Genomic DNA, 25,933 nt, shown 5'->3' with positions numbered 1-25,933 from the left:
CAGGGAACAAACTTTTGTCCCCTGCTGTACTAAAAAACTAACTCAACTATGTATAATTAAAACTTATTATCTAGTATCCAGGGTTTTGTTCTAAGGTAACACCGCTACTTGCAGCAGCTTGTATCTCAGCATCTGGTATAGGCCATAAATAATCTTTCGCTGGGTCAAAAATTCGAGCCTCTAATTCTCTGTAATCTAGGTTACCTTTTTCAATTCTAGGTTGCGAAGGAGCTCCTGGGTATGTTACAAAACCATCCTCATCAATATTTGGTATAAATCCTAAATCGCCACCAATTTTACTAAATCCGTTAGCAGGGCTTCCAAATAAAACAGTATTCATTAGTTTTTCTGCTATTCCCCATCGTCTAATATCAAATAAACGTAATCCTTCATCTGCCAATTCAACTTTACGCTCTCTACGAATAATTCTTCTTAGTTCTGTTTGATCCGTCGTTGTTATAGCTGGATAAGGAATTCCGGAGCCATTATAAGCTCTTTCTCTTACTGCGTTTATAGCATCAAGAACAGAGCTGTCTATGTCACCAGCTTCAATTTTTGCTTCTGCGTAAGTTAGTAAAACTTCTGCATAACGCATTAATATAACCGGGTGTTCTGCCGCTCCGGCCCAAAGACCAGTTTCTTGTTTTAATGTAGGCTCATCAGAGAATTTTTTCCAGAAATAACCCGTAAAAGAAACAAAACGGTTGGCTCCACCAGAAGAGAAGGTATTTCCGCTAATTGGATCTACAATACTCACTCCTGCAGGGTTTGTAGAATTAGGGTTATAAACTCTTTCGGATTTAGCACCATTTTCTATTTTCCAAGTAGCTAAACTATCACTATGTGTTTCAATAATATGACCGGACCACTCTTCTCCAGGAACAGCAATGGAAGCTTTTAATCTTGGATCTCTATTTTCAAAAGGGTTAGCAGGATCAAAATCTGGGTCTTCATCTATTGGAAGACCGTTAATAGTTTCATAGCTGTCTACTGTTTGTTGCGATGGTACCAATTGACACCAACCTCCAAATCTACTACCTTGTCTTACAGATAAACCGTGTGTTTTAACTCCCGTTACATATTGTAAGCTTAAAAGAGTTTCTGGAGAGTTTATTCCGTTTGCGGAAAATAAAGATTCATAATCGCTATCTAGTTGTATGCCACTATCCATTACAAGCTGTGCTTTTTCAGCAGCTAAGGTGTAATCTCCATTATACAAAGCTATTCTAGCTATTAAAGCGTTTGCAGTATTTGCCGAGGTTCTTCCTGTTTCTGATGGATTTAATGGCAATATACTAGCAGCCTCTTCTAGATCAGCAATAATATTTGAGACAATTTCAGACTTTGATGTTCTTGGTAGAGCATCTTGAGAGTCTACTGTACTTTCATCGTGAAAAGGAATATCTCCATAAAGTTCTATTAAATAGCTGTAAAATAATGATCTTAGAAAAAGCGTTTCTGCTTTTATTTCTTCAAATCTAGCAGGGGTTGCAATATCTTTTGCTCTTTCCATATTTGCTAGTAACGAATTTGCTCGTTGTATACCACGATAAAATTCATTCCAAAACCCGTTAACTAATCCATCAGTAGAGGTTAAACCTCCTGTAGTAACTGTTGCTGTTCCAGCAACATTACCTCTACTAAAACCAAAATCTGTGGTATGGTCTAATATCTGAGGAAAGGGTGTTGCGTTAACATAGTTTAATTGTTCATATATACCCACTAAAGCAACTTCTAATTCTGCTTCTGTGGAGAAAAAAGAAGCACTATTAGGGGTTCCGGGATCTGTTAAATTTAATACCTCATCTTCACAGCTACTTAAGGCTGTAATTAGAAGACAAAATGTTACTAAATATTTTATATTTTTCATCTTTTTCATTTTTTAAATTATTAAAACCCTACACTTAATCCTAGTGTATAAACTTTTAATACAGGGTAGAAATTACCTGTTGTAAAATTAGGAACTGTAGCATCTATACCATCTGGCATATTATCAAAGGTTAACAAGTTTTGACCAGATACATAAAGTCTTAAATTGTTTAAGTTTAATTTATCTAATAGTTCCGAAGGAAACTTATATCCTAAGGATAAGTTTCTTAACCTAGCATAAGAAGCGTCAAACATCCAAGTTTCATTAACTCTCCAGTTTGGAGAACTACTTGCTACAAAAGCACGTGGATAGGCTGCATTTGTATTTTGTGGAGTCCAATAATCTGTTTGCCACTTTTGTATTTTTCCTGCATTGTAGAAGGACCATCCAGCATCTTCTTGTAAAACTACATCTCTACCACTTTCACCTATAAAAGAAATAGATAAATCAAAATTCTTATAAGAAGTAAAAAGATCAATACCCCAATTGGTGTTTGCTATGGTACTACCAATTATAGTTCTGTCATCATTATTTATGACACCATCTTCTTTAAAATCTACATACTTAATATCACCAGGTGCAACTGCGCCAAAGGTTGGGGTTGGTAAATTAGAGTTTAAGACACCATTTGTAAAATCACTTTCTTGATATAAACCGTCTGTTTTTAAGCCATATATAGAGCCTATTTGTTCTCCTAGTCTATTTATGGTTTGCCCAGGAGGTAACTCTTGAAGTCCGTCTGCTAAATCTGTAATTTCATTATTAAATTTAGAAATATTTGCAGTTATACCATAATTAAAATCTCCAATGTTATCTCTCCAATCTAAGGAAATATCAATCCCTTTGTTTTCAACAGATCCTGCATTTCTAAAAGGAACATCAAAACCTTGACTAGGTTGTAGTGTACCTATTTGTAGTATTATATCTTTTGTACTTCTAACATAATATTCCCCGGTTAACTTTAACTTGTCGTTAAAAAAGTTAATGTCTGCTGCTACGTTAAAGTTTTCTCCTGTTTCCCATATTAAACGTGGGTTGGCTAATTGGGTTTGAGCCCCACCTACTTGAGAAGAACCTCCTAAGACTGTATTCGCATTACCAAGTCCAAATTGCGATGCATATATAAAATTCTGTGCTACAGGATTTCCATTATTATCTGTGGTATAAATTTCTTGATTCCCTAGTTGTCCCCATGAAGATCTAAGTTTTAAAAATGTTATGAAATTACTTTCTGGGAAAAAATCTTCGTTGGAAACCACCCAACCAGCAGAAAATGAAGGAAACGTTTGTGATCTAGTGTCCGGCCCAAATCTTGAAGAGGCATCTCTTCTTACATTGGCTTCCAGTAAATATTTACTGTCATAGGAATAGTTTAATCTTCCAAAAACGGATTCTAATCCAAAGAGAGTAGCACTACCACCATTAGTAGATGTTTCTGCATCTCCGTTATTTAAAGTTCTAAATTCTGGAACAACAAAGGTTCTTCTAAATGCATTCCAATTTTCAGATTTAGTTTTTATGAATTCATAACCAGCTAATGCAGAAAGGCTATGTTTTCCATAGTCTTTATTATAATTAACTAAAAAGTTAAAGTTATCTACAAAAACTTCGGATGTAGATTTATTTAAACTATTATTAGAAACACGTTCGTTATTAGGTTCTGCATTTGAATTTTCTTTGTAGACCCAACCAGCAATAAAAGCATCTCTATCCGTGTCTGTATATTGCGGTGCATAGGAAGCAGTAAACGCTAATTCATCTATAGGCCTATATGTAGCCTTTATAACACTTCTAAAGTAGTTTTTTATTCTTTCATCTAACGAAGAGGTGTTTACCAAAGCTATAGCATTACTCCCATTAAAACCAGATCCCCAACTACCATCGTCATTAATGGCATTAAATAAAGGTTGAAGCCTATATGCTTGTCTAGTTGTTTGTAATAATTCTCTTGGTTGGTTCCTAACTTCTCTTCTAAAGTTTAAATCAAAAGATAAATCTAATTTATTACTAATTTTAAGATCCGTATTAAATCTTCCTGAATACCTCTCAAACTTATAATTAGGTATGTTACCTTCTTGACTTAGGTATGAGATAGAACCTCCAATTTTTGCTTTTTCAGAGCCTCCTCTTACTCCTATATTATGATAATGTTGTAATCCATTCTGCGAAAAAAGTAAATCTACCCAATCGGTATCTGGTAAAGCTTCTGTTCCAACACCAACACCACTCCTATACTGTTCTAAAGTTTCTTCAGAAAAAGAATTTGGTATAGCGTCATTAAATGCTTCCATGTACCCAAGGGCATCCACAAAGTCAAGATTTTGAGCAGGAGTTTGTACGCCAACATAAGTATTGTAAGTTGTTTTTACACCTCCTTCATTTCCTCTTTTTGTTGTTATTAATATTACACCATTGGCACCTCTTGATCCGTAAATAGCTGCTGCTGCTGCATCTTTTAGTACAGATACGGATTGAATATCATTAGGATCTACACCATTAATATCATCTGGAATACCATCTACTAAAACTAAAGGGTTGTTTTTTCTCCCATTTCCTAAAGTTCCTACACCTCTTATTCTTAGCGTAGCATCATCCGAACCAGGTTGTCCACTAGATTGTGTGGCAGTTAATCCAGGTACTAAACCGGCAAGAGCTTGTGAAGCTTGTGCAACCGGTTGTCTGGTTATCTCTTCTGCTTTTACAACCTCTACGGATCCAGTTAGATTTATTTTCTTTTGAGCACCATAACCAACTACTACCACTTCATCTAATTGTGCGGCATCTTCTTGTAAAATTATGTTGATTTTGTTTTGGTCAGAAATAGTGATTGTTTGTGTTACCATTCCTACGTAAGAAAAAGATACTGCAGCACCTTCGTTTACTGTGATTTGGTAATTTCCATCAAAATCGGATTGTGTGCCATTTGTTGTTCCTACTTCTACAACACTGGCTCCAGGTAAAGGAACTCCATCTGAATCTGTAATAGACCCATTTACTATTTTCTCTTGAGACCATAGCATAGCGCTACAGCAAAAGAAGAAAATTAAATAGACATGTTTTCTTTTCATAATTTGTCTGTTAATTAATAAGTTAATTTTAAGTTAATTCGAGGGTTAATTTAGTGTTAGAAAAGTGTAGGGGTGGTGTTTATTTTTACGGAACCGTTTTCGGAAACGGTTTAATTATTCGGAAACGTTTTCGGAAACAAAGTATTTTCAATAATTGGTGTATTCTTATTAATGAATGTTATATTGTGTATTATTATAATTTTATATGCTATTTTATTAATTATCATATAATCTTAAGCGCTTTTTTATTATTAAAGAAGATTGTTTGCAAAAGGGCGTATATTTATTTCCGAAAATTTATTTTAAAACTTAATACTTTAATTATGAAGCACGTTACTATAAAAGATGTAGCAAAAAGATTAAATGTTTCTATCTCATCTGTATCAAGAGCTTTTAATGATAAGTATGATATTAAAAAGGAAACAAAAGAACTTATACTAAAAACGGCAGAGGAAATGGGCTATTTTCCTAATCCTATTGCAAAGAAGCTAAGCCAGAATAAAACTTTTAATATTGGAGTTGTTGTTCCCGAGTTTATAAATGAATATTACTCCGAAATTATTATAGGCATTCAAGAAGTTTTTATGGGGCATGGGTATCAAGTATTAATTACTCAATCTGATGAAAACCCAGAAATAGAATTAAAAAATGTAAAAACCTTAATACATAGTATGGTAGATGGGTTAATTATAGCCCCTACCATGGAAAGTACTAATATGGAGTATTATTTAAAAGAATTAAATAATGGTTGTCCTATAATATTTATGAGTAGAGTAAAAGAGAATTTACAAGCATCTAAAGTTCTTTTTAATAATAAAAAATGGGCTTTTTTTGCAACAGAACATTTAATAAGGCAAGGGTATTCTAAAATATATTATTTGGCGGGATCTAAAAATTTAAACGTTTCTGTAGATAGAATAGATGGCTTTAAAAGGGCAATGAGCAAACACAAAATTCCGAAAGAGAGGTATAAGATACTAGAAACTGGTTTGCTTGCAGAGGATGGTATGCAAATAATGGAAGATTTAATATATAATCACGATTTGCCAGATGCTATTTTTTGTTTTAACGATAGGGTTGCTATGGGAGTTATTTCTATATTAAAAAGTAATGCTATTAAAGTGCCACAAGATATTGCTTTAATGGGATTCACAGAAACTAGAATGGTAAATTTAATGACACCAAGACTAAGTAGTGTAAAACAACCAACTTTTGAAATGGGTAAAAGTGCTGCAGAGTTGTTACATAAACAAATACATAATTCTCTAATGGAGCCCCAAACCATTGTTTTAAATGGAGAGCTTACCATTAGAGAATCTTCTGTTAGAAACTAATTAAGGCACTAAATATTCAATTCGTCTAGATACTTGCGAATCATTTAATACATTTTCATCAAGCTTTGTATTGTCTATATGTATAGGGTATCCTATGTCTAAAGAACTTAAAAGGGTTATAGAATTAAGTATTAATAGTGCTTCCACGGGATCTGTAGTAGTGTATAAGGCTTCTAAACATACTTGTTCTGGGTTTTCTGCTTTAGTAAAAGCCAAAAATTCTGCTGCTCTAACTTTATTTAACCCTTCGGAGTCTTCTTTTGCTATAGTTTTTATTATTGTTTTAAGAGAGTTAGCTTTAGTGCCATAAGTACTGCAAACAATTAGTGCCCAATAACGTTCCCAAGGGTCATTAGAGCGTAATTTAGCTTTTAATTGTTCCTCCGAAGATTTAAAGTCTTGTAACATTAAATTCGCAGTAGTAATATATTTACGAATGTCTTCTTTGTGTTCTAGACCCCATTTAACAGGATTGTTTAGACCGTTTTCAAGATAGTAATGCTCAGGGTAAAAAGAAAGGTCTGGCATTCCTGTTATCCAGTTGTTTAATAATGACCTTACATCATTTAAAGTTTCTTTATATTCAGGATTGTTAGCTAAATTATTAGTTTCATAAGGGTCATTTTCAACATCAAAAAGCATTTCTGGAGCTTTTGTTTTAAAGAAAGTGGATTGAATGTCATTAAGTTTCCCCTCTTTATATAAATCTTGCCATTCTTGATACGCTAATTGTTTATACCTGTAATTATTCATTAGGCCATCAAAATTAAAAGGCTGAAAATTACGGATGTATTTATACTTTCCTTTACGTACAGATCGTACTAAATCATATTTTTCATCAAACCTGTCTGCATAACCGTAGGTTACGTTGTTATTAGTTTCTTCTTTGGTAAGAAAAGGCTTCCCATCTATTTGTTTTGGAATAGTAACATTTGCAAGTTTTAACACTGTTGGTGCTAGATCTATAAAGCTTACAAATTGTTCTGTACTGGTGCCAGCTTTTAAATGTGTTAAATGCTTAAAATTTTCTGGAATACGAACTACCATAGGAACATGAAGGCCTGTTTCATATAAATAGCCTTTACTTCCTGGTAAAACTCCTCCGTGGTCTCCATAATAGAAAATGAAGGTATCTTCTAGTAATCCGTCTTCTTCTAGTTCTTTAATTACTGCTCCAACTTCCTTATCCATTTCCTGAATTTTATTTCGGTAATGGACATTAGTGTATTGAAACAATTCTGTTTGTGGATGATTTGGTTGAATGAAACTTTCTTTTTTTTCTTTTGCCAAAGCGGCATCCATTTCTTCTTTGGTAAAATGAATTCTAGATTCGTGACTAGTACCTATGTTAAATACATGAAAAAATGGTTGATTTTCATTCCTATTTCTATAACTAGCCTTTTTAGAGGAATCATCCCAAACGGTATCACTTTTTACAAAATTATAATCTTCTTTACTGTTATTAGTTGTGTAATATCCAGCTTGTTTTAAATACGCAGGGAACATATGTAAACCATCTGGTAATGGTGCTAACTCGCTTTTTCGATGAAACTGTACACCAGTTCTTGGAGCATAAGTACCAGAAATTATTGTGGACCTAGCAACACTACATACTGGAGCATTAGAAAATGCTCTAGTGAACATAACTCCTTGATCGGTTAAAAATGCAATGTTAGGAGTTTCTATGCCATTGTCATCAAATAACTTTAAATAGTGTTTAGAATTATCTTCAGAAACAATCCAAACAATATTTGGTTGTTTCTCTGGAGTTTTCTCTGCCGTTTTACAGGAAAAAAAAGTAGCTATACTCAGAAAAAAAAGAAGTATTCTTTTTGTAAATATGGTTTTCATAATTATTTAAGATGATTTTTAATATTTAATTATTTTATTTTTCTAGTAGATTTTTTTCTAGCATCTTGAAGCTTTTTCTCTTCTTTTATTACATTTTCAGGGTGAGGGTCTAACCAACCAGGTGCTATGTTTTTGCTATCCCAAGTTTTATATTCTTGTTCTAATTCGGCCATAATAGCTGGATAATTTTTGGCAATATCATTGCGTTCATATGCATCACTCTTTAAATTAAAAAGCATTGTTTTGTTTTTATAAGAGCTCTTGTAAAGTTTATAATCTCCTTTTCTTACAGCATACTCAAATCCGCCAACAGAACGCCAAAAGAGAGTGTTATGAGGTACGGTAGATAAGTTTCCATTTAAGTAAGGTAATAAACTTTTACCATCTAATTGTTTTTTAGTTTCTACATTAACTCCTGCGGCTTCTAAAAAGGTAGGGTATAAATCTAAAGAAATAACATTTTGATTATAGGTTTGCTTTGCTTTTATTTTCTTAGGCCAAGATATAACAAAAGGTACTTTAATACCACCTTCAAATAACATTCCTTTATGTCCTCTATTAGGTCTATTGTCTGCATGTTCTTTTCTTCCGCCATTGTCACTAAGAAAAACAACTATAGTGTTGTCTTTTATGCCATTAGCAGTAAGTGCCGCATCGATTCTCCCAATACCATTGTCCACAGCATTTACCATTGCACCATACACACTCCTGTCACTATATTCTATATGTTTTGTTTGTTCTAAATATTTTTCTGTAGCATGATCTGGGGAATGGGGAGCATTATATGCAAGGTATATAAAAAAGGGTTTGTCATCTTTTTTATTAATGTACTTTATGGCTTCTTCTGTAAAATCATCTGTTATGTAGCTTAATTCTTTTTGCGGTACAGGTTTCCCATTTCTAACGATGGTTTTTAATGGGCCATCTGGAATTCCCCAATAATTCATGCCGCCACCAGAAAATCCAAACCAATAGTCAAAGCCTTGATTGGTGGGGTGTAAATCTGGGTGGTCTCCAACATGCCATTTTCCTATTGCACAAGTTCTATATCCTACTTCTTTTAATGCTTCAGATATCATTACCTCAGATAGTGGTGTGCCTACAGTGTTATCATTATCTGTGTCGTACGTCATGTTACAATCATGCCCAAATCTTGCTTGGTATCTTCCGGTGAGTAAACCTGCTCTGGAAGGACTACAGTAGGGGTGAGATACATAACCGTTAGAGAAAATTACCCCACTTTCTGCTAATTTGTCTAAGTTTGGTGTGGGTATGTCAGTACATCCATTAAAACCAACATCGGCCCAGCCTTGGTCATCTGTTAGTATTACTATAATATTTGGTTTGTTGCTTTTTTCTTGCGCATTGCCATAGCTAATATTTAAAAGGCAAAGTAAAAGAATAGTTAGTTTTAAAAAATTCATTTTATTAGTAGTTATTTATTCTAATTGTACTTTATCAGATGTCTCTAATTGACTGTCAATAGTATACCTATATACTTTAGGATTTTCGGTACCTCGTGCAATTGTTATTTGGTTTTTCCATTCTTTTCTAAGCTGTTCTAAGATGGCGTTGTGTTCTTTTTTGCTTATTACATTATGCAATTCTGAAGGGTCATTTTTTAAATTATAAAGTTCTTCGTAAACAGGTTCTTCTCCTTGGAGTGGAGATTCAATATAATCTCTATAAATAGCTATGTCCGAATCGTGAACAGCATATAACATGTTCTTTTCTATAATGCCTAAATCTTTTGCAGTTTTTATTTTTTTTGATGCAGGGAAAGTATTGTTCTTATAGTACCTAATGTATTTCCATTCTTTATTCTGAACAGCTTCACATCTTGGATTTCCAAATTGTGTAGACCATAAATTCTCGGTGTATACATAATCTCTAACTGCTATTTTTTCTCCAGATATTATTTTTGATAAATCTTTTCCTTGCATAGCCTCCGGTATAGGTTCCCCTGCAAGACTTAAGATGGTTGGTGCAACGTCAATGCTTTGTACTAAGGCATCGTTTTTAACCCCTCTTTTTTTCTTTTTAAGTTTTGGGTTATAAACAACAAAAGGTACATGAGTTGTAATTTCATAACACAATGCTTTACCACCTAAACCTTGTTGCCCCATATAAAGTCCATGGTCTGAAGTAAAAACAATAATAGTATTCTTGTCAATATTAAGAGCTTTTAAGTTTTTTCTCAAGTTGCCAACTAGCCTATCTATGCCAGTCATAGCTTGCATTTGTCTTATATATCTTTCTTTTGTTTCTTCAGGTGTATCAACAAAACTATAACCAACTTGTCTATCTTCTACTCTGTGTATACTAGCAGGTAATTTGGGAGTTTTAATATCAGCTTTAGCAATATAATTGTCTGGGAGTGGTATGTCTAAGTCTCTATATAAAGACTTGTATATATCATCATCAGACTCTTTTTGTTGCATAGTGCGTGTACTTGCGCTATGTGGTAAATTAAAGTTTATAGATAGCATAAAAGGCTTGTCTCTTGGTCTTTTTTCAAGAAATTGTACTGCTCCTTCAAACTTTTGTTCATTTATATCTAAGAATTTAGTAACTCCTTCATCTATTATTTCTACTTGCGTATCAAACTCTGCATTTTTAAAAATTGGATGGTGTTTTTTTGGATAAAATGTTAGATGGCCGTGACCAGCATACCAAAAATCAAAACTTTTCTCCATTAATCCGCTTTGGTAACCACCTTTACCAACTGGAGCATGGTTTTTACCTATCCAACCTGTATAATATCCTGCTTTTTTAAATTGCATAGGATAAGCTTGCTCCCATGCTTCGTTAGATACACTTGTTCCAGAGTTAAAATTAACACCGTGTTTTCTTTCATATTGCCCTAGTAAAATAGATACTCTACTAGGTGTGCAAATAGCACTTGTAATATGTGCATTTGTAAAAAGAACACCTTCATTAGTTAATTTATCTAGGTTAGGTGTTTTTACAATAGTGTTTCCGGTTACTCCCATATACCCATATGGTTGATCATCTGTAAGTATAAAGATAATATTTGGACGATCTTGTGCTTGTATAGTAAAAGTAGAGAAGCTATATAGGATAATTGGAAGGATGAATCTGAGTATTTTTTTCATGATATATATGTTCTTATTTTTTAGGGTTGTAATTATAAATTGTTATGACTGTATTCTTTAGTAGTAATTATCCCGAAAGGACTTTTTTTCTAAGTATATAAAACTTCTATTTTGTTGTTCTCTGGGTTTGGCTTTTCTGAAGTAGTATATGTTGTATTTATTTCTCCTTTTGAAAAAGGATTAATACTGTGTTGAGCAAATGTATTAGGTGCTGTTGTGCTCAAGAACGCTTTGAGAAAAACTATTTTATTTACTATAGGAATACTGTTTTTTAGTAGCATATCTTGAGTATTTATAATTGTTCCTATAAATATATAAGATAGTTAGGGAAGTAGATGGCTATAAAACCAAAGGAGCTATAATTAAAAACATTTGTTGTGTTTAAAGCTTAAAAAGAAGAAAAAAGGGATGAAGTTTACCTTTTGTAAGAGGTAGTATTTATTTTTTTAAGTTTTCTTTAGAATTAAAGAATAGCAACGTATCTATTACATGTTCTTGCCAATAAGGCCATTCATGTTTTCCTTCAAATTCTTCATAAATATGAGGAATTTTTTCTTCGGTTAATTGTTGGTGTAGCTTTCTATTATGATCTATAAGCAAATCTTCTTTTCCGCAATCGAACCTAAATTTTGGAAGTTTGTTTTTAGATTCTATAATAGTTTTAAAGACAGATGGAATTTCTTTTTCTAAAGTATCATATTCTTGTAAAGGTTCTTCTACAAAAAGTGCCATTTGTTCAAAAGAGGTAATAGAAGAGTGTCCAGAAACCCCTTTAAATTTTGAAGCGTATTTTATGCCAAGGTTTAAAGCTCCATACCCACCCATAGATAAACCACCAATAAAAAGGTTAGATTTTGTAGTTGCACTTTCTATGTTTTCAATTATAGCATTAGGTACATCATCTACGATCCATTTTTCAAAATTTCTTTGGTTGTGTGGTAAGTAAGCAGAGCCGTCGCCCCATAATCCGTCTGATGGCATTGCTATAATCATAGGTTGTAACTCTCCTTTCTGCATCATTTCCCATGCTGTAATATGTATTCCTGTTTTTTGAGACCATATCCAGGCACTACCATATACACCATGTAATAAAATTACAATGGGAACATTTTTTAAATCTTTTATAGGAGGAACAAAAACGCAAATATCTCCTCTTCCTTTTAAATTTTTGGTTTTTACAGTAATGAATCTAAGGTTATTACTCTCAAATTCCGGATTAGATATTTCAGTAGTTCTAAACATTTTATAACAAATATTAAAAGACAATTACACCTTTAGCATTTTTGCCAGAAAGCATATCATCAAAAGCTTGCTGTAAATCGTTAATAGGGTAGGTTCTTGTAATCATTTCATCTAACTTAATCTCATTATTTTTATAATGATTTAAAATTTTCGGAAAATCGGTTTGTGGATTACATTTTCCATATAATGGATTAATATATTTTTTATCCCATTCAAACAAAGACATATCTATTAATACTTCTTGTTCAATACCACTTACTTGCACTGCTGTTCCTGCGTTTCTTACCATGGCAAGAGGAGCGGCTCCAAGTTCTGGTATTGCGGTGCATTCAAATGCATAATCGGCACCTCTACCATCAGTCATTTCTTTTACTTTTTCAGCAGCTTTAAGAAGACCTTTGTCATTTTTATCGGCCAAAATAGTATGCGTTGCACCAAATTCTACAGCCATGTCTAATCGGTTTTGGTTTATATCTACGGCTATAATTTTATCGGCATTACAAACTTTTATACCTTGAATTACATTTAATCCTACGCCTCCTGTACCCAGAACAACGGCTGATGAATTTGGCTTTACTTTAGCAGTGTTTACTGCGGATCCAAAACCAGTCATTACACCACAACTTACAATGCTGGCAGCACTATAAGACATGTTGGGGGTTGTGTTTTTTACTACAGCAGATTCTTTTACTAAGGTATATTCTGCAATGGTTCCAATATTAAAGGAGCGTTCTATAGGGGTGTTTTTCCAAGTAGTACCTTCTATATGGGCATGCCCTTTTGTATACCCATTTCCTCCTGCAACGACAGGAGAATTATTCTCGCAAATATGTTCGTTTTTATTTTTACATTGAAAACAAGTTCCGCATGGAGTTGCCCAATTTAATATTACAGAATCTCCAATAGTAACACTTTTAACAGCATTGCCAATTGCAGTTACAATTCCTGCGCCTTCATGTCCCATTACGATGGGTTTACCCCATTGTAGAGAATCATGGTCTGTATGGCAGAGTCCGGCAGCTTTAATTTGTACAAGAACTTCATCACTTTTTGGGTTTTGTACTTTAATTTCTTCAATAGAAAAAGAACCATCACCTTTAGCAATAGCCGCTTTACATTTAATAGCCATGTTAGTTATTTTTTAAAATATAAATCTACTAGATTTAAAGATTCATGAATTTATCTAAATAAACCGATTTAATACCCTATTCTAACATAAAATTCGTGTTTTTTATTTTTTTGTTGTAATATGAGCAATATTAAACTAAAATTAAATTTGATTTGAAGGCACAATTAGAAAAAATATCTAGCTCCCCCAGAAGTTCTTTTAAAGTGTTTACATATTCAGACTCTATGTTTAATGCTCCTTGGCATTTTCACCCAGAATATGAGCTTACTTATATTGAGCAGAGTAGTGGTATGCGGTATGTTGGAGACAGTGTATTAGAATTTGAAAAAGGAGATTTAGTTCTTTTAGGTTCTAATTTACCGCATTGTTGGAAAAATACCACGGTGAGTGAAATGACCTCTAAATCTATAGTAGTGCAATGGAAAGAAGATGTAATTGGAGAAGGATGGCTTACTAAAACCGAATTTTCAGATATTAATAAGCTTTTAATATTAGCTTCTCGTGGGGTAAAATTTAATAATAGGGTTACAAAAAAGATAGTTCCGTTACTTCGTAAAATGGAAAAACAAACTCCTTTTGAAAATATTATTTCATTGCTTCAAATATTAAATACGCTAGCGCATTCTAAAAATAAAATTACTTTATCTGGGAATAATTTTGCTCCTAAGCTTAATGTTAAGGTAAATGAAAGAATTAATGTAATTCATAATTTTATTATGGAGAATTACCAAAGACAAATTACATTAAAAGAAATTTCAGGTGTAGTTTCTATGAGTGAAGAATCTTTTTGTAGGTTTTTTAAAAAAACATTTAATAAATCATTTTTTACGTTTCTTAATGAGTATAAAATAAAGTTGGCTTGTCAACTTTTAATAGATTCTAATAAACAAGTTGCAGAAATTGCTTTCTTATCAGGCTATGAAAGTTTACCTTTTTTTTACAGGCAGTTTAATAAATTCATTAAATGTACTCCTTTGGTTTACCAACAAAAATATGCAAGAGCTTTTGCGAATTGAGTTTTTATCTAGTTGTTAGCCCTCCTTTTTATTAGGTTTGAACCATTTGTTATACTTATTGGAACATGTGTCGTTTCAGTTGTTGTTTTAAAATATGAATTTAGCAAAGCACTAATCATGGATTAAAACAACACAATGAAAAAATATTTTTTAGGATTAATTGCTTTTACATTATTAATAGTTTCTTGCAAAACCGAGAATAAAGAAGCAAAGAAAGATTTAGCTACTACAGATAGTATTCCAAGATATGAACCAAATTGGGAATCTATTAAGAAGAATTATAAAGACCCAGAGTGGTTTAATAATCAAAAATTTGGAATTTTTATTCATTGGGGAGCATATTCTGTACCTGCTTTTGGTTCGGAATGGTATCCAAGACAAATGTATATGGATACTGCTACATTTACAGCGCAATTAAATTTACAGAAAAAAGGGCCAAATGCAACTTTTTTACACCATAAGAAAAAATACGGAGATCAAAAGAATTTTGGGTATAAAGACTTTATTCCTATGTTCAAAGCAGAAAAGTTTGATGCTAAAAATTGGATAGACCTTTTTAAAAAATCTGGTGCAAAATACGTTGTTCCAGTTGCGGACCACCATGATGGTTTTGCAATGTACAAATCTAATACTACAAGATGGAACTCTGTAGAGATGGGGCCTAAAAGAGATGTTTTAGGAGAGCTTTTTAAAGAAGGTAGAGCACAAGGTTTAATAATGGGAGCTTCTTCTCATTATGCATTTAACTGGTCTTTTTATAATAAGAAAGATAAGTTTGATACTACAGATCCGGAATATGCAGATTTATATTCGCCAAAAGGAAAAGATATAAATGAGCCTGTTTCAGAAGAATTTAAAAAAATGTGGTGGGATCGTACGGTAGATTTAATAGATAATTACCAACCAGATATTCTATGGTTTGATTTTTATTTGGATATTCCTGATTACGCAGATGTAAGACCAAAAATTGCTGCTTATTACTATAATAAAGGTATTGAGTGGAATAAGGAAGTTGTTTTACAAGACAAGAATTTTAGTCATGAAGCTTTTCCTGAAGGAACTGTGGTTTATGATTTAGAAAGAGGAAAGCTGCCAGGAATAAGAAAATTACCATGGCAAACAGATACTTCTATAGGGAAAAACTCATGGAGTCATGTTACAGATTGGAAGTCTAAAACAGCGAACCAATTAGTGGATGATTTGGTAGATATAGTTTCAAAAAACGGAAATTTACTTTTAAATGTAGGTCCTAAGGCAGATGGTACAATACCAGATGATCAGGCTAAAATTTTATTACAAATAGGAGAGTGGTTACAAGTAAATGGAGAAGCAATTTATGACACAAAGTATTGGAATACTTTTGGCGAAGGACCAACGGAAGTTAAAAAAGGACACCATTCTGAAGGAGATAATAAAGATTTTACAGGGCAAGACATTAGGTTTACTAAAAAAGGAAATAAATTATATGCTATCATGATGGCATGGCCTAAAAACGGAGAAGTTACTATAGAATCTTTAGGGAAAAATAGTGAATATGCTAAGGGTATAAAAATAGAAAATGTAACTCTTTTAGGGTCTAAAAAAGATATAGTGTATAAGCAAGCCGAAAAAGGATTGTCTATAACCAATCTGGGAGATAAGTCTGGTGAGTTTGCTCATACCTTAGAAATTACTTTGAGTGAGTAATAATAGTTGATTAGAGTTAGTTTTATTTAGTTTTCGAACGCACCTTTTCGGTGCGTTCTTTTTCGGTTTTAAGAAGACTGTAATTTTTAAAGGAATATCAAAATATTTATATAATTTAGGAGAGATGGATTTAAAGTTGAAAGACAAAGTAGTCGTAATATCTGGAGCTGCAGGCTCTAAAGGAAGTATAGGGGAAACTATTTTGCAAAACCTAGCAAATGAAGGAGCAATACCTGCTGTAATTGATAGAAACGCAAGAGGTTTTGAATATGTAAACGAACTTCAGGAAAAAGGGATAGATGCTATTTTTTGCCAGACTGATGTTACCAATCCGGAAGAAATAAAAGAGGCTTTTGATGCGATAATTAAAAAATACAACAGAATAGATGTTGTTATTAATAATGTGGGAGTAAATGATGGGGCAGGTTTAGATGCTTCTTATGAAGATTTTATGAACTCACTTAAGTTAAATATGGTGAGCTATTTTTTAGTAGTAAAACATGCGCTTCCATTACTTAAAAAATCAAAGGGAAATATATTAAATATTGGTTCTAAAGTTGGTTTAACTGGCCAAGGAGGAACATCTGGTTATGCAGCATCTAAAGGAGGTGTTCTTGGCTTAACAAGAGAATGGGCTGTAGATTTAATTACATATGGTATACGGGTAAATGCAATTATTATTGCAGAAAGTTGGACACCTGCTTATGATAGTTGGATAAAGACTTTAGAAAATGGCGAAGAAAAACTAAAATCTATAGTAAAGAAAATCCCTTTAGGAAATAGAATGACAACCCCACAAGAAATTGCAGATACTTGTTTGTTTACAATTTCGGAAAAAGCATCACACACCACAGGGCAGTTTATTGCTGTAGATGGTGGTTATGTTAATTTAGATAGGTCTTTATTAACAGAATAACGTTTAAAAAATCAACCAACCTTAATTCTAATATATTATGAGTACTAAGAAAATTCCAGTTGTAAGTAAGGATTTGTTATTTCCTTTTGTAATTATAACATCTTTGTTTGCCTTATGGGGAATTGCAAATGACTTAACTAACCCCATGGTATCTGCATTTAAAAAGGTAATGCCAGAGTTGTCTAATATGGAAGCATCTTTAGTACAATTTGCATTTTACTTTGGATATTTTTTTATGGCTTTACCCGCAGCGTTGTTTATTAGAAAATATAGTTATAAATCTGGTATTATTTTAGGACTTTCTTTGTATGCATTAGGAGCATTTTTGTTTTATCCTGCAGCAGCTAATGAAACTTTTACATATTTTTTAATTTCTTTATGGGTTATTACCTGTGGATTAGCCTTTTTAGAAACCACCTCAAACCCATTAATTTTAGCTTTAGGAGATAAAGAAACAGCAACGCAACGTTTAAATTTAGCACAAGCATTTAACCCTATAGGTTCTTTGTCTGGGATGATAATAGCGCAAGTATTTGTAATTAGTGCTTTACGTTCTGACGATTATACAGAAGAAGCTTATAAAGCTTTAACATCTGAAGAATTGGCTACAGTTAGAGAAAATGATTTAGGTATTATAAGCGTTCCTTATATAGGATTAGGTATTTTGGTTTTAGTGATTATGGCAATTATTATATTCACAAAAATGCCAAAAACTGCCGAAGAGGATAAAATGTCACTTTCAGAATCATTCTCAAAGTTGTTTGCTAATGGTAATTATAAATTTGGTGTTTTGGCTCAGGCATTTTACGTAGGCGCTCAAATCATGTGTTGGACCTATATTTTTCAATATGTAGATAACATAAATGAAACTTTTGGTATGGAGCTAACAGCAACTTACTTTAATGTTGCAGCCATGATCTCTTTTCTTTTAGGTCGTTGGATTGGAACCGCTTTAATGCAAAAAATTAACCCTTCTAAGATGTTGATGCTTTTTGGAATTGGTGGTGTTATTTGTTGCGCGGGAGCAGTGTTGTTGTCTGGAATGGTTGGCTTAGTTTCTTTAGTTGCTGTATCTCTTTTTATGTCAATTATGTTTCCAACCATTTATGGTATTGCTTTAAAAGATATGGGAGATGAAGCTAAAATTGGTTCCGCAGGTTTAGTTATGGCTATTGTAGGTGGTGCGTTAATGCCTGTTTTACAAGGTGGAATTTTAGATTGGGGAGGTTCTGGATTTTCGGATGTTAAAGTTTTAGGCTTTATTCCAGAAGTTAATTTTTCGTTTATTTTACCATTAATTTGTCTTGCAGTTGTTGCATTTTACGGATATAGCACTTATAAAAAACAACCTAATTAAATAAAATGAATACAAAAAGATTTTGCCTTTCGTGTGATTTAAAGAATGATCCTAAATTAATTGCAGAGTATAAAGAATACCATGCAGCAGGAAACGCTTGGCCAGAAATTACTAAAAGTATAAAGGATGCTGGTATAGTAGATATGCAAATTTACTTAACAGGTAATCGTATGTTTATGATTATGGAAGTTGATGAAACTTTTGATCCTAATAAAAAAGCAGAGATGGATGCTAATAATCCAAAGGTGCAAGAATGGGAGCAACTAATGTGGAATTTCCAACAAGAGTTGCCATGGGCAAAAAAAGGCGAAAAATGGATTGAAATGGAAAAGGTATTTCAGTTGTAATTAAAGGCTGTTATTTGTGATAAAAAGCACTTATGTTAAGATTAATCTTAGCATAAGTGCTTTTTACATATAAGGAGTATAATAAATGTATAGTCTATTATATTAGTTTGTTAAGTTATTATTGAGTGCTATTATCTATAGTTTTCGGCTCTCTTAGCTATATTTAGAAAATACAATTTTAACAAAAATTCTATTTTATGAATAAGCTAATTATTGGAGTGTTTCTATGTTTTACATATTTCCCTTTTTATGCACAAGTAAGTGTAGATGTAAATTTAAATGTTAAACATACTGTTGGGAATATTTCAGAATTTGACCGTTCTAAGTTTATTACCATCCATGCAAATCAGATAGAGGGAGAGTGGGATGGAGATAATTTTACATCCGATTTAAGAGATGACTTTTTAAATGGTTATGATGTTTATTTAGGGAGAGATACAGGAGGCATTACCTGGAATTTAAATAATATGGAAGAAGATCCTGCCAGACCTGGCTTTGCAGACCCCGCCAAAATAGCTTCTAAAGGTTTAATTGCACGAAATAATTATGCTTCAAAACCCAATTTACATCCTTATGAAAATAGGAAAAATCATGTAATAGCAGGCCAATTGCATCCTTTTTGGACAGGAGAAAGCCAAAGAGCTACTAGTAATACTGGATGGAAATTAGCAAGTGCAATCGCTACAGGAGAATATATGGGGCGTTATTTTAATGAGTTTCATGGAGATAACGGGCAGGAAGAACCTACATGGGTAGAAGTTATAAATGAACCAGCTTATGAAGCCTTGGGTGGTAAAAAGAATTTTACCAATTCATTACAAGAAATCGCAGACTTTCATGTAGAAGTTGCAGATGCTATTAGAGTTCAAAATCCTAACTTAAAAATAGGAGGATATACTGTAGCGTTTCCAGATTTTGAAACTGGAGATTTTCAGCGTTGGATTAATAGAGATAAATTGTTTGTAGATGTAGCAGGAGAAAAAATGGATTTTTGGTCTTGGCATTTATATGATTTTCCTACAATTGGCGGAAAAGTTGATTTGCGATCAGGGAGCAATGTAGAAGCTACTTTTGATATGATGGATCATTATAGTATGATTAGGTTAGGCCATACCAAGCAATATGTAATATCAGAATACGGTGCACAAACACATGACTATAATAATGAGCAATGGAGCCCTTATAGAGATTGGTTGTTTTTAAAAGCACAGAATTCTCAAATGATGTCTTTTATGGAACGTCCAGATGCTATTGCTATTGCAATACCTTTTACTATTGTTAAAGCAGAATGGGGATATAATTCTGCTTTAAATGTTCCGTATGTTGCTCGTTTAATGAGAAAAACTAATGAGCCAAATAGTTACACTGGAGAATGGGTTTATACGGACCGAGTTAAATTTTATGATTTATGGAAAAACGTAAAAGGAACAAGGATTGATACTAAATCTTCGGATCTAGATATCCAGGTAGATGCTTATATAGATGGAGATAAAGGATATGTAATATTAAATAATCTAGAATTTAATCCTGTAACTATAAATTTAAATGTGTTTGATGCTTATGATATAGCAGTAGCAAGTGTTTTAAAAAGGCATTTAACTCTTAATGGTAGTAATCCTGTTTTAGAAGAAGAAACTTTTACTAGTTCTATTTCTAGTGTGGTACTTGGAGCCGAAAGTACTATTATTTTGGAATATACATTTGCAGAAGCTTTAACTGTAGACGAAACCTCGGATGAAGTTAAGTATTATGCGACTGATTATTTAAAGCCAATTATAGCATCGCAGGAAAATACCTTTACGATTAATGGAGTTGTAAAAAGTGCAATGTATGGAGAAGCTGTATTGCGAGTTGGTATTGGTAGAGATCATGGAAAAGAGTTAATTCCAATAGTAAAAGTAAATGGTACTAGTGTAGTTGTTCCAGAAGACTGGCGCGGTTATAATCAAGCAGATAAAGGTCGTTTTTTTGGTACTTTAGAAATTCCAGTTGCATATGATGTTTTAGAAGAAAACAATACTGTATCAGTAGAATTTCCCGATGCAGGAGGCCATATAAGTAGTATGGCTTTACAGGTGTTTAATTTTAGTTCTAATGTTAGAGAGTTTCATCCATCAAAATTACCAAGAAACAATTTTAAAGTTAAAGTAGTAGATGCTACATGTATAAATAAGAACAATGGTGTTATAAATATTAAAACTATTACTGCACAGAATTATAGTGCAAACATTACTGGAAGTGGATATAATGAGAATTTTAGTTTTACGAACGAATTGAATGTAGAAAATTTAAAACCAGGATCCTATATTATTAGTATTACATTGCCATCTTTTCCTGATTATAAAGCAGAATTTGAAGTGCTAATAAAAGAACCTGAAGCATTAAATGTATCCTCTAAAGTAGGTGTTGCCAAAAAAGCAATTACTTTAAAATTAGATGGAGGGAGTAACTATTTCATAGAAATTAATGGGAGAGAGATACATACAAGCTCTAATGAAATTAAATTACCATTAAAAGAAGGAGACAATAAACTAAAAGTAGTAACAGATAAAAATTGTCAAGGTATTTATGAAGAAAACTTTTTTGTAGACACTTCTTTTTATGTGTACCCCAGCCCTGTAAAAGAAGAGCTATCTGTTGTTGTTTCTAAAGAATTGTTAAATGCTATGGTATACATTTATAATGTAAATGGCGAGTTGGTAAAAGAACAGTCTATGCGTACTATAGAAAACAAGATAATGGTTAATAGCCTTGCCAAAGGAGTTTACGTTATTGTTTTTAAAAATGATGAAGCAGAAAAAGCAACTTCTAAGTTTGTTGTAGAATAAAATAATTGAGATGAGAAAAATGAATAGAAATAGAATAAGAGAGGTGTTTGTTTTGTTAGTATTAGTCTTAGTAACTTCTTGCGGAGGTAATAAAGATTCTGGTGAAGACGAAGAAAAGGTTCTAGATCCTACTAAAGCTGTTTTAGTTTACCCTGATAATAATGAAGAGTGTACAGGAGGTACTGTAGTATCAGACTCGCAAACCAATTTAAATTTGGATTGGAATAAGGCTGATAATACTACTTCTTATACCGTGTATGTGAAAAATTTAGATACAGGTACTATAACAGAAGCTAATGCTACCACTGATGAGGTTGAGGTCTCTTTAGAAAACGGTAAACCGTATTCTTGGTATGTTGAATCTAAGTCTAATAAAACAAAAACTACAGCTGTTAGTGAAACTTGGAAGTTTTATTTGGCAGGCCCAGGTATAGAGAACTATGCTCCTTTTCCTGCAGAATTAATTAGTCCTGAAAATGAAGAAAGCTCCGTTTCTTTAACTGTAGATTTGTCTTGGAGCGGAACAGATGTAGATAATGATATTAAAGAGTACGATGTTTATTTAGACACGAATGTAGAACCTACTACTAAAGTTGCTACTACAACTTCATTGGCCCTAACAGGGCAAGTTTTAGTTGCAGGAAATACCTATTATTGGAAAGTAATTACTCGTGATCAAAACGGAAATACTTCAACTTCTTTAGTGTATAGTTTTTCAACTAATTAAAAGGTTTAAAACTCCTAAAATTAAAAATCCAGAGAGTATAAACTTTCTGGATTTTTAATTTACTCGATAATCGAGATTTAAATGCTCTGACGCTTGCGTCGGAATGAATACTAATTTTCCTTCTAATGTCTCGTGGGCTTGCCCCGAGATAGTTTACTCTTGGTAATTAATATTTAAAAGTCTCGAGGCTTACCTAGAAGCTCTTTAATTTATAGGCTTAATTGTAAAAGAATATTCGTAATTGCCTGGTTTTATACGGTATTCTTCATGTGGTTCTGCTCTTAGAGACCAAGTGTCATCACCACCAACTCCCATTTGCTTTAAATCTATACTTACGGTTAAATCCTCTCTATTTGGAAGTTCGTTGGTGTGGTTAGCTTTTTGAAGCTCAGAAGTACTATTAGGAAGTACACTAAAACTTAACGGTTTAGCTCCTTTAATGGTAACTCCTTTTTTGTTGTTATTTTGTAGTGTAAACCAGCGTGTTTCTGTGTGGTTACCGTATTCTTCTGGAAAAGCATAAGCATAGCTCATGGTCTTAGCATTACCAGAAAATAAACCAATTTTAGCACCATAGTTTCTATCTTCATAATTTGGTTGTGGCCCTTTTCCAAAATAACTTAATTTGTTGTATTGGTTTGTAATAGCAAATTGCATCCCTAATCTAGGTACATTTGGTGCGCTTTGGTCAATTGCAACCATATATTCTACGTTTAATGTGCCATCGCCAAGAATTGTATAGTTTAAAGTAGCTTCTGTTTTTGGATTCGTAATATTCCCTTTCACAGTAATATTTACTTTGCTCTTCTCATTGGAATTAATAGTAACATTAGAAACTTTAAAATTATCTCCTGCTTGCATCCATTCTAATTCTTTAGAAAGTTTTTTAGCTCGTCTGTAAGCTTTATCATTTTCTGTTTCTGCTCTCCAGAAATTTAATTTTAAAGGAGAGTTAAGAATAGTAACACCCTTAGAAATATAGGAAGTAATATACCCAGACTTTTTATCTAAAGTTATGTTTACGGATTTGTTAGAAACAACAATTTCATCTGTATTATCATTAACCAGCAGAATAGCTTTATTAGCTTTTTCTTTAACTTTAGCAACTGGATAGTCTAATTTAAATTGTTCTTCAAAAACAATATAGCCTTTGTTTTCCCATAAGGCGTTTTCTTTTAGTTTACCAGTAATATTTATAAAATATTCTTTTCCTGCTTTAAGTTTAGGTTTCTTAAAATCAATAGTAAAGTCATCTGTTTTTGTGGGTTTAGTGTTTAAAGCTTCGATTTTTCCACTTTTAATAACAGTACCATCTTCTGTAATATTCCAAAACATATTATACTTGGAAAGGTCAGTAACATGATGTCTATTACGTATAGTAAATTTCCCATTTATGGCATTAGAAGTTTGGATTACCACTGGTTGATTTACTTTTTTGCACTCAAAAATACCAGGTTTAGGTGTTCTATCTGATGCTATAATTCCGTTTAAACAAAAAGAGCCATCGTTTGGTGTATCTCCAAAATCTCCGCCATAGGCAATGTATTCTTTGCCATTTTCATCTTTCTTTAAAATTCCTTGATCTATCCAATCCCAAATATAGCCACCTAATGCTCGGTCATTTTTATAAATAACATTCCAGTATTCTTTCATGTTTCCAACGGAATTACCCATTGCATGAGCATACTCACACATAATTACTGGTCTGTTATCAAAACTAGTATCATCAATTAAAGTTTGTAATTCTTTTGGTTGCGGATACATACGACTTAACATGTCTACCCATTTTGGATCGGTAGGGTTTCCTCTAGAATGAGAAAAATATTTTTTCTTATATCTACTATCCGTTGGATCTCCTTGTGCTCCTTCATAATGTATGTAACGCGTTGGGTCAAAATCTTTAATCCATCCTGCCATTGCGGCATGGTTAGGCCCTGTTCCAGATTCATTTCCTAAGGACCACATTATGATACTAGGGTGGTTTTTATCACGTTCTACCATTCTAATAGCTCTTTCTAAGTAAGCGCTTCCCCATTCTGGAACATTAGAAAGTTGCCCACGAACGCCATGGGTTTCAAGGTTAGCTTCATCCATAACATATAGACCATATGTATCACATAAATCGTAGAAATATGGGTCATTAGGGTAGTGTGATGTTCTTACGGCATTGAAATTAAATTGCTTCATTAATTTAACATCAGTTTCCATATCTTCTCTAGAAACTACTTTCCCGTTTTTTTGATTATGATCATGACGATTAACACCAATCATTTTAACAGGATTTCCGTTTACTAAAAACCTTCCGCGTTCGTCAAATTTAGTTTCTCTAAATCCTACTTTGGTACTAGTGTATTGTACATTGTTCCCCTCTTCATCTTTTAATGAAAATAAAAGTATATATAAATATGGATCATCTGATGACCATTTTCTTGGAGACTTAATTTCGGTTTCTATTAATCCAAAGTATACATTATCTCTTTGCGGATAAACTTCTCCAAAATAGTCACCAAGTTTTATGGTATTACTTTCCCCAATAGCATTTTCATTAGCATCTAATAATTGGGTTGTTAATGTCCAATTATCCACTTTTGTTTTTAAAGGAGCGGTTCCAAAATGGCCTACTTTTTTTAAATACTTATCTTCTATGTTTGCTATAAATTCTGGTCTTATTTGTAATAAGGCATTATTGTATTCCTCATCTAGGTCTGTACGTACTGTAAAGTCTGATAGCCTTACTTTTGGGAGAGCTTCTAAATATACTTCTCTTTCAATTCCGCTCATTCTCCAATGGTCTTGCGCTTCTAAATAACTCCCGTCTGACCATCTAAATACTTTTACTGCAATTTTGTTTTCTCCCGATATTAGATGCTTACTAATATTAAATTCTGAAGGTAAACGAGTATCTTCACTATAACCAATGAAAGTACCATTAACCCAAACATAAAAAGCAGAAGAAACACCTCCAAAATGGAGAATCACATCTTTTTCTTTCCAAGCATCATGTATGGTAAATGATTTTATATAATGCCCTACAGGATTGTCATTATGGTTAATATTGGGAAAATCACTAAAAAAGGGATAAGTTGAGTTTGTGTAAATTGGTGTACCGTATCCTTTCATTTCCCAATTAGAAGGAACAGTAATAGTTTTCCATGTACTAGAATTAAAATCCTTTTTTTGGAAAGAGGTTGATGCTTCAGCAGGTTTTGCCACCCAATGAAATTTCCAATCCCCATTTAATGACTTATAGTTGCTAGATTTTTCACGAACATTTGCGATAGCGTTAGCGGCATTGTTGTACGTATAAAAAGTAGCTCTTGCAGGTAATTTATTTATTTGATTAACCGTTGGGTTTTCCCAATCATTTTTTTGTTGCGCATAATTACATAATGTGCTAAAAATTAGAGTTAGGGCAAATAGGTTGTTTTTCATTTTTAAAATATCAA

At 32.9% G+C, this 25,933-nt stretch carries 17 protein-coding genes; 8 read left to right on the top strand and 9 right to left on the bottom strand.

The genetic code is table 11. The annotated features are described in order from the left end of the window. Window positions 1-70: 70 nt before the first annotated feature. Both Q0820_RS01860 and Q0820_RS01855 read right to left on the bottom strand, forming a co-directional pair. Window positions 71-1,870, bottom strand: a complete 1,800-nt coding sequence (locus tag Q0820_RS01860) for a RagB/SusD family nutrient uptake outer membrane protein (protein ID WP_298484560.1) — start codon at window positions 1,868-1,870, stop codon at window positions 71-73. Window positions 1,871-1,890: 20 nt separating this feature from the next. After that, window positions 1,891-4,938 carry a TonB-dependent receptor gene (locus Q0820_RS01855; RefSeq protein ID WP_298484558.1) on the bottom strand — a complete coding sequence of 1,016 codons (3,048 nt, stop codon included), beginning with the start codon at window positions 4,936-4,938 and terminating at the stop codon, window positions 1,891-1,893. A 323-nt stretch (window positions 4,939-5,261) separates the two neighbouring features. Here Q0820_RS01855 and Q0820_RS01850 point away from each other — a divergent pair, with 323 nt between their 5' ends. Then, window positions 5,262-6,272 carry a LacI family DNA-binding transcriptional regulator gene (locus Q0820_RS01850; RefSeq protein WP_298484556.1) on the top strand — a complete coding sequence of 337 codons (1,011 nt, stop codon included), beginning with the start codon at window positions 5,262-5,264 and terminating at the stop codon, window positions 6,270-6,272. Here the strand turns inward: Q0820_RS01850 and Q0820_RS01845 are convergent, their stop codons facing one another. The 6 genes from Q0820_RS01845 to Q0820_RS01820 all read right to left on the bottom strand — a co-directional run bounded on the left by Q0820_RS01845 (window position 6,273) and on the right by Q0820_RS01820 (window position 13,610). Then, the gene (locus tag Q0820_RS01845; RefSeq protein WP_298484554.1) at window positions 6,273-8,123 is read right to left on the bottom strand and encodes a sulfatase; all 1,851 of its coding nucleotides are present in this window, start codon (window positions 8,121-8,123) and stop codon (window positions 6,273-6,275) included. 29 nt (window positions 8,124-8,152) lie between these two features. Beyond that, entirely contained in the window at window positions 8,153-9,547 is a 1,395-nt protein-coding gene (locus tag Q0820_RS01840) for a sulfatase (protein WP_298484552.1), read from the bottom strand. Window positions 9,548-9,562: 15 nt separating this feature from the next. Continuing rightward, entirely contained in the window at window positions 9,563-11,239 is a 1,677-nt protein-coding gene (locus Q0820_RS01835) for a sulfatase-like hydrolase/transferase (protein WP_298484551.1), read from the bottom strand. 89 nt (window positions 11,240-11,328) lie between these two features. Further along, window positions 11,329-11,520, bottom strand: coding sequence for a hypothetical protein (locus Q0820_RS01830; protein ID WP_298484549.1), 192 nt, complete (start codon window positions 11,518-11,520; stop codon window positions 11,329-11,331). 157 nt (window positions 11,521-11,677) lie between these two features. After that, entirely contained in the window at window positions 11,678-12,481 is an 804-nt protein-coding gene (locus Q0820_RS01825) for an alpha/beta hydrolase-fold protein (RefSeq protein ID WP_298484548.1), read from the bottom strand. Window positions 12,482-12,494: 13 nt separating this feature from the next. Next, window positions 12,495-13,610: a Zn-dependent alcohol dehydrogenase gene (locus Q0820_RS01820; RefSeq protein ID WP_298484547.1), complete on the bottom strand. Its 1,116-nt coding sequence runs from the start codon at window positions 13,608-13,610 to the stop codon at window positions 12,495-12,497. A 152-nt stretch (window positions 13,611-13,762) separates the two neighbouring features. Between Q0820_RS01820 and Q0820_RS01815 the strand changes: the two genes are divergently transcribed. From Q0820_RS01815 to Q0820_RS01785, 7 genes are all read left to right on the top strand, one after another. Beyond that, on the top strand, window positions 13,763-14,626 hold the full coding sequence (locus Q0820_RS01815; RefSeq protein ID WP_298484546.1) for an AraC family transcriptional regulator: 864 nt from the start codon (window positions 13,763-13,765) through the stop codon (window positions 14,624-14,626). Between the two features lie 135 nt (window positions 14,627-14,761). Further along, window positions 14,762-16,312: an alpha-L-fucosidase gene (locus tag Q0820_RS01810; protein ID WP_298484544.1), complete on the top strand. Its 1,551-nt coding sequence runs from the start codon at window positions 14,762-14,764 to the stop codon at window positions 16,310-16,312. A 124-nt stretch (window positions 16,313-16,436) separates the two neighbouring features. Continuing rightward, window positions 16,437-17,228 (top strand): SDR family oxidoreductase, encoded by a 792-nt coding sequence (locus Q0820_RS01805; protein WP_298484542.1) that lies wholly within the window; start codon window positions 16,437-16,439, stop codon window positions 17,226-17,228. A gap of 37 nt (window positions 17,229-17,265) precedes the next feature. After that, window positions 17,266-18,585, top strand: a complete 1,320-nt coding sequence (fucP, locus tag Q0820_RS01800) for an L-fucose:H+ symporter permease (RefSeq protein ID WP_298484540.1) — start codon at window positions 17,266-17,268, stop codon at window positions 18,583-18,585. Between the two features lie 5 nt (window positions 18,586-18,590). Next, window positions 18,591-18,932, top strand: coding sequence for an L-rhamnose mutarotase (locus Q0820_RS01795; protein ID WP_298484538.1), 342 nt, complete (start codon window positions 18,591-18,593; stop codon window positions 18,930-18,932). A 197-nt stretch (window positions 18,933-19,129) separates the two neighbouring features. Further along, complete coding sequence (locus Q0820_RS01790) at window positions 19,130-21,760, top strand: T9SS type A sorting domain-containing protein (RefSeq protein WP_298484536.1); 2,631 nt, start codon at window positions 19,130-19,132, stop codon at window positions 21,758-21,760. A 10-nt stretch (window positions 21,761-21,770) separates the two neighbouring features. After that, entirely contained in the window at window positions 21,771-22,487 is a 717-nt protein-coding gene (locus Q0820_RS01785) for a hypothetical protein (protein ID WP_298484533.1), read from the top strand. 204 nt (window positions 22,488-22,691) lie between these two features. Here the strand turns inward: Q0820_RS01785 and Q0820_RS01780 are convergent, their stop codons facing one another. Next, complete coding sequence (locus Q0820_RS01780; RefSeq protein WP_298484531.1) at window positions 22,692-25,919, bottom strand: glycoside hydrolase family 2 TIM barrel-domain containing protein; 3,228 nt, start codon at window positions 25,917-25,919, stop codon at window positions 22,692-22,694. Window positions 25,920-25,933: the final 14 nt, after the last annotated feature.

Origin of the sequence: uncultured Maribacter sp. (genome assembly GCF_947495965.1) — a bacterium.
Taxonomy (GTDB): domain Bacteria; phylum Bacteroidota; class Bacteroidia; order Flavobacteriales; family Flavobacteriaceae; genus Maribacter_B.
This window is presented reverse-complemented; position numbering and strand designations above follow the sequence as displayed.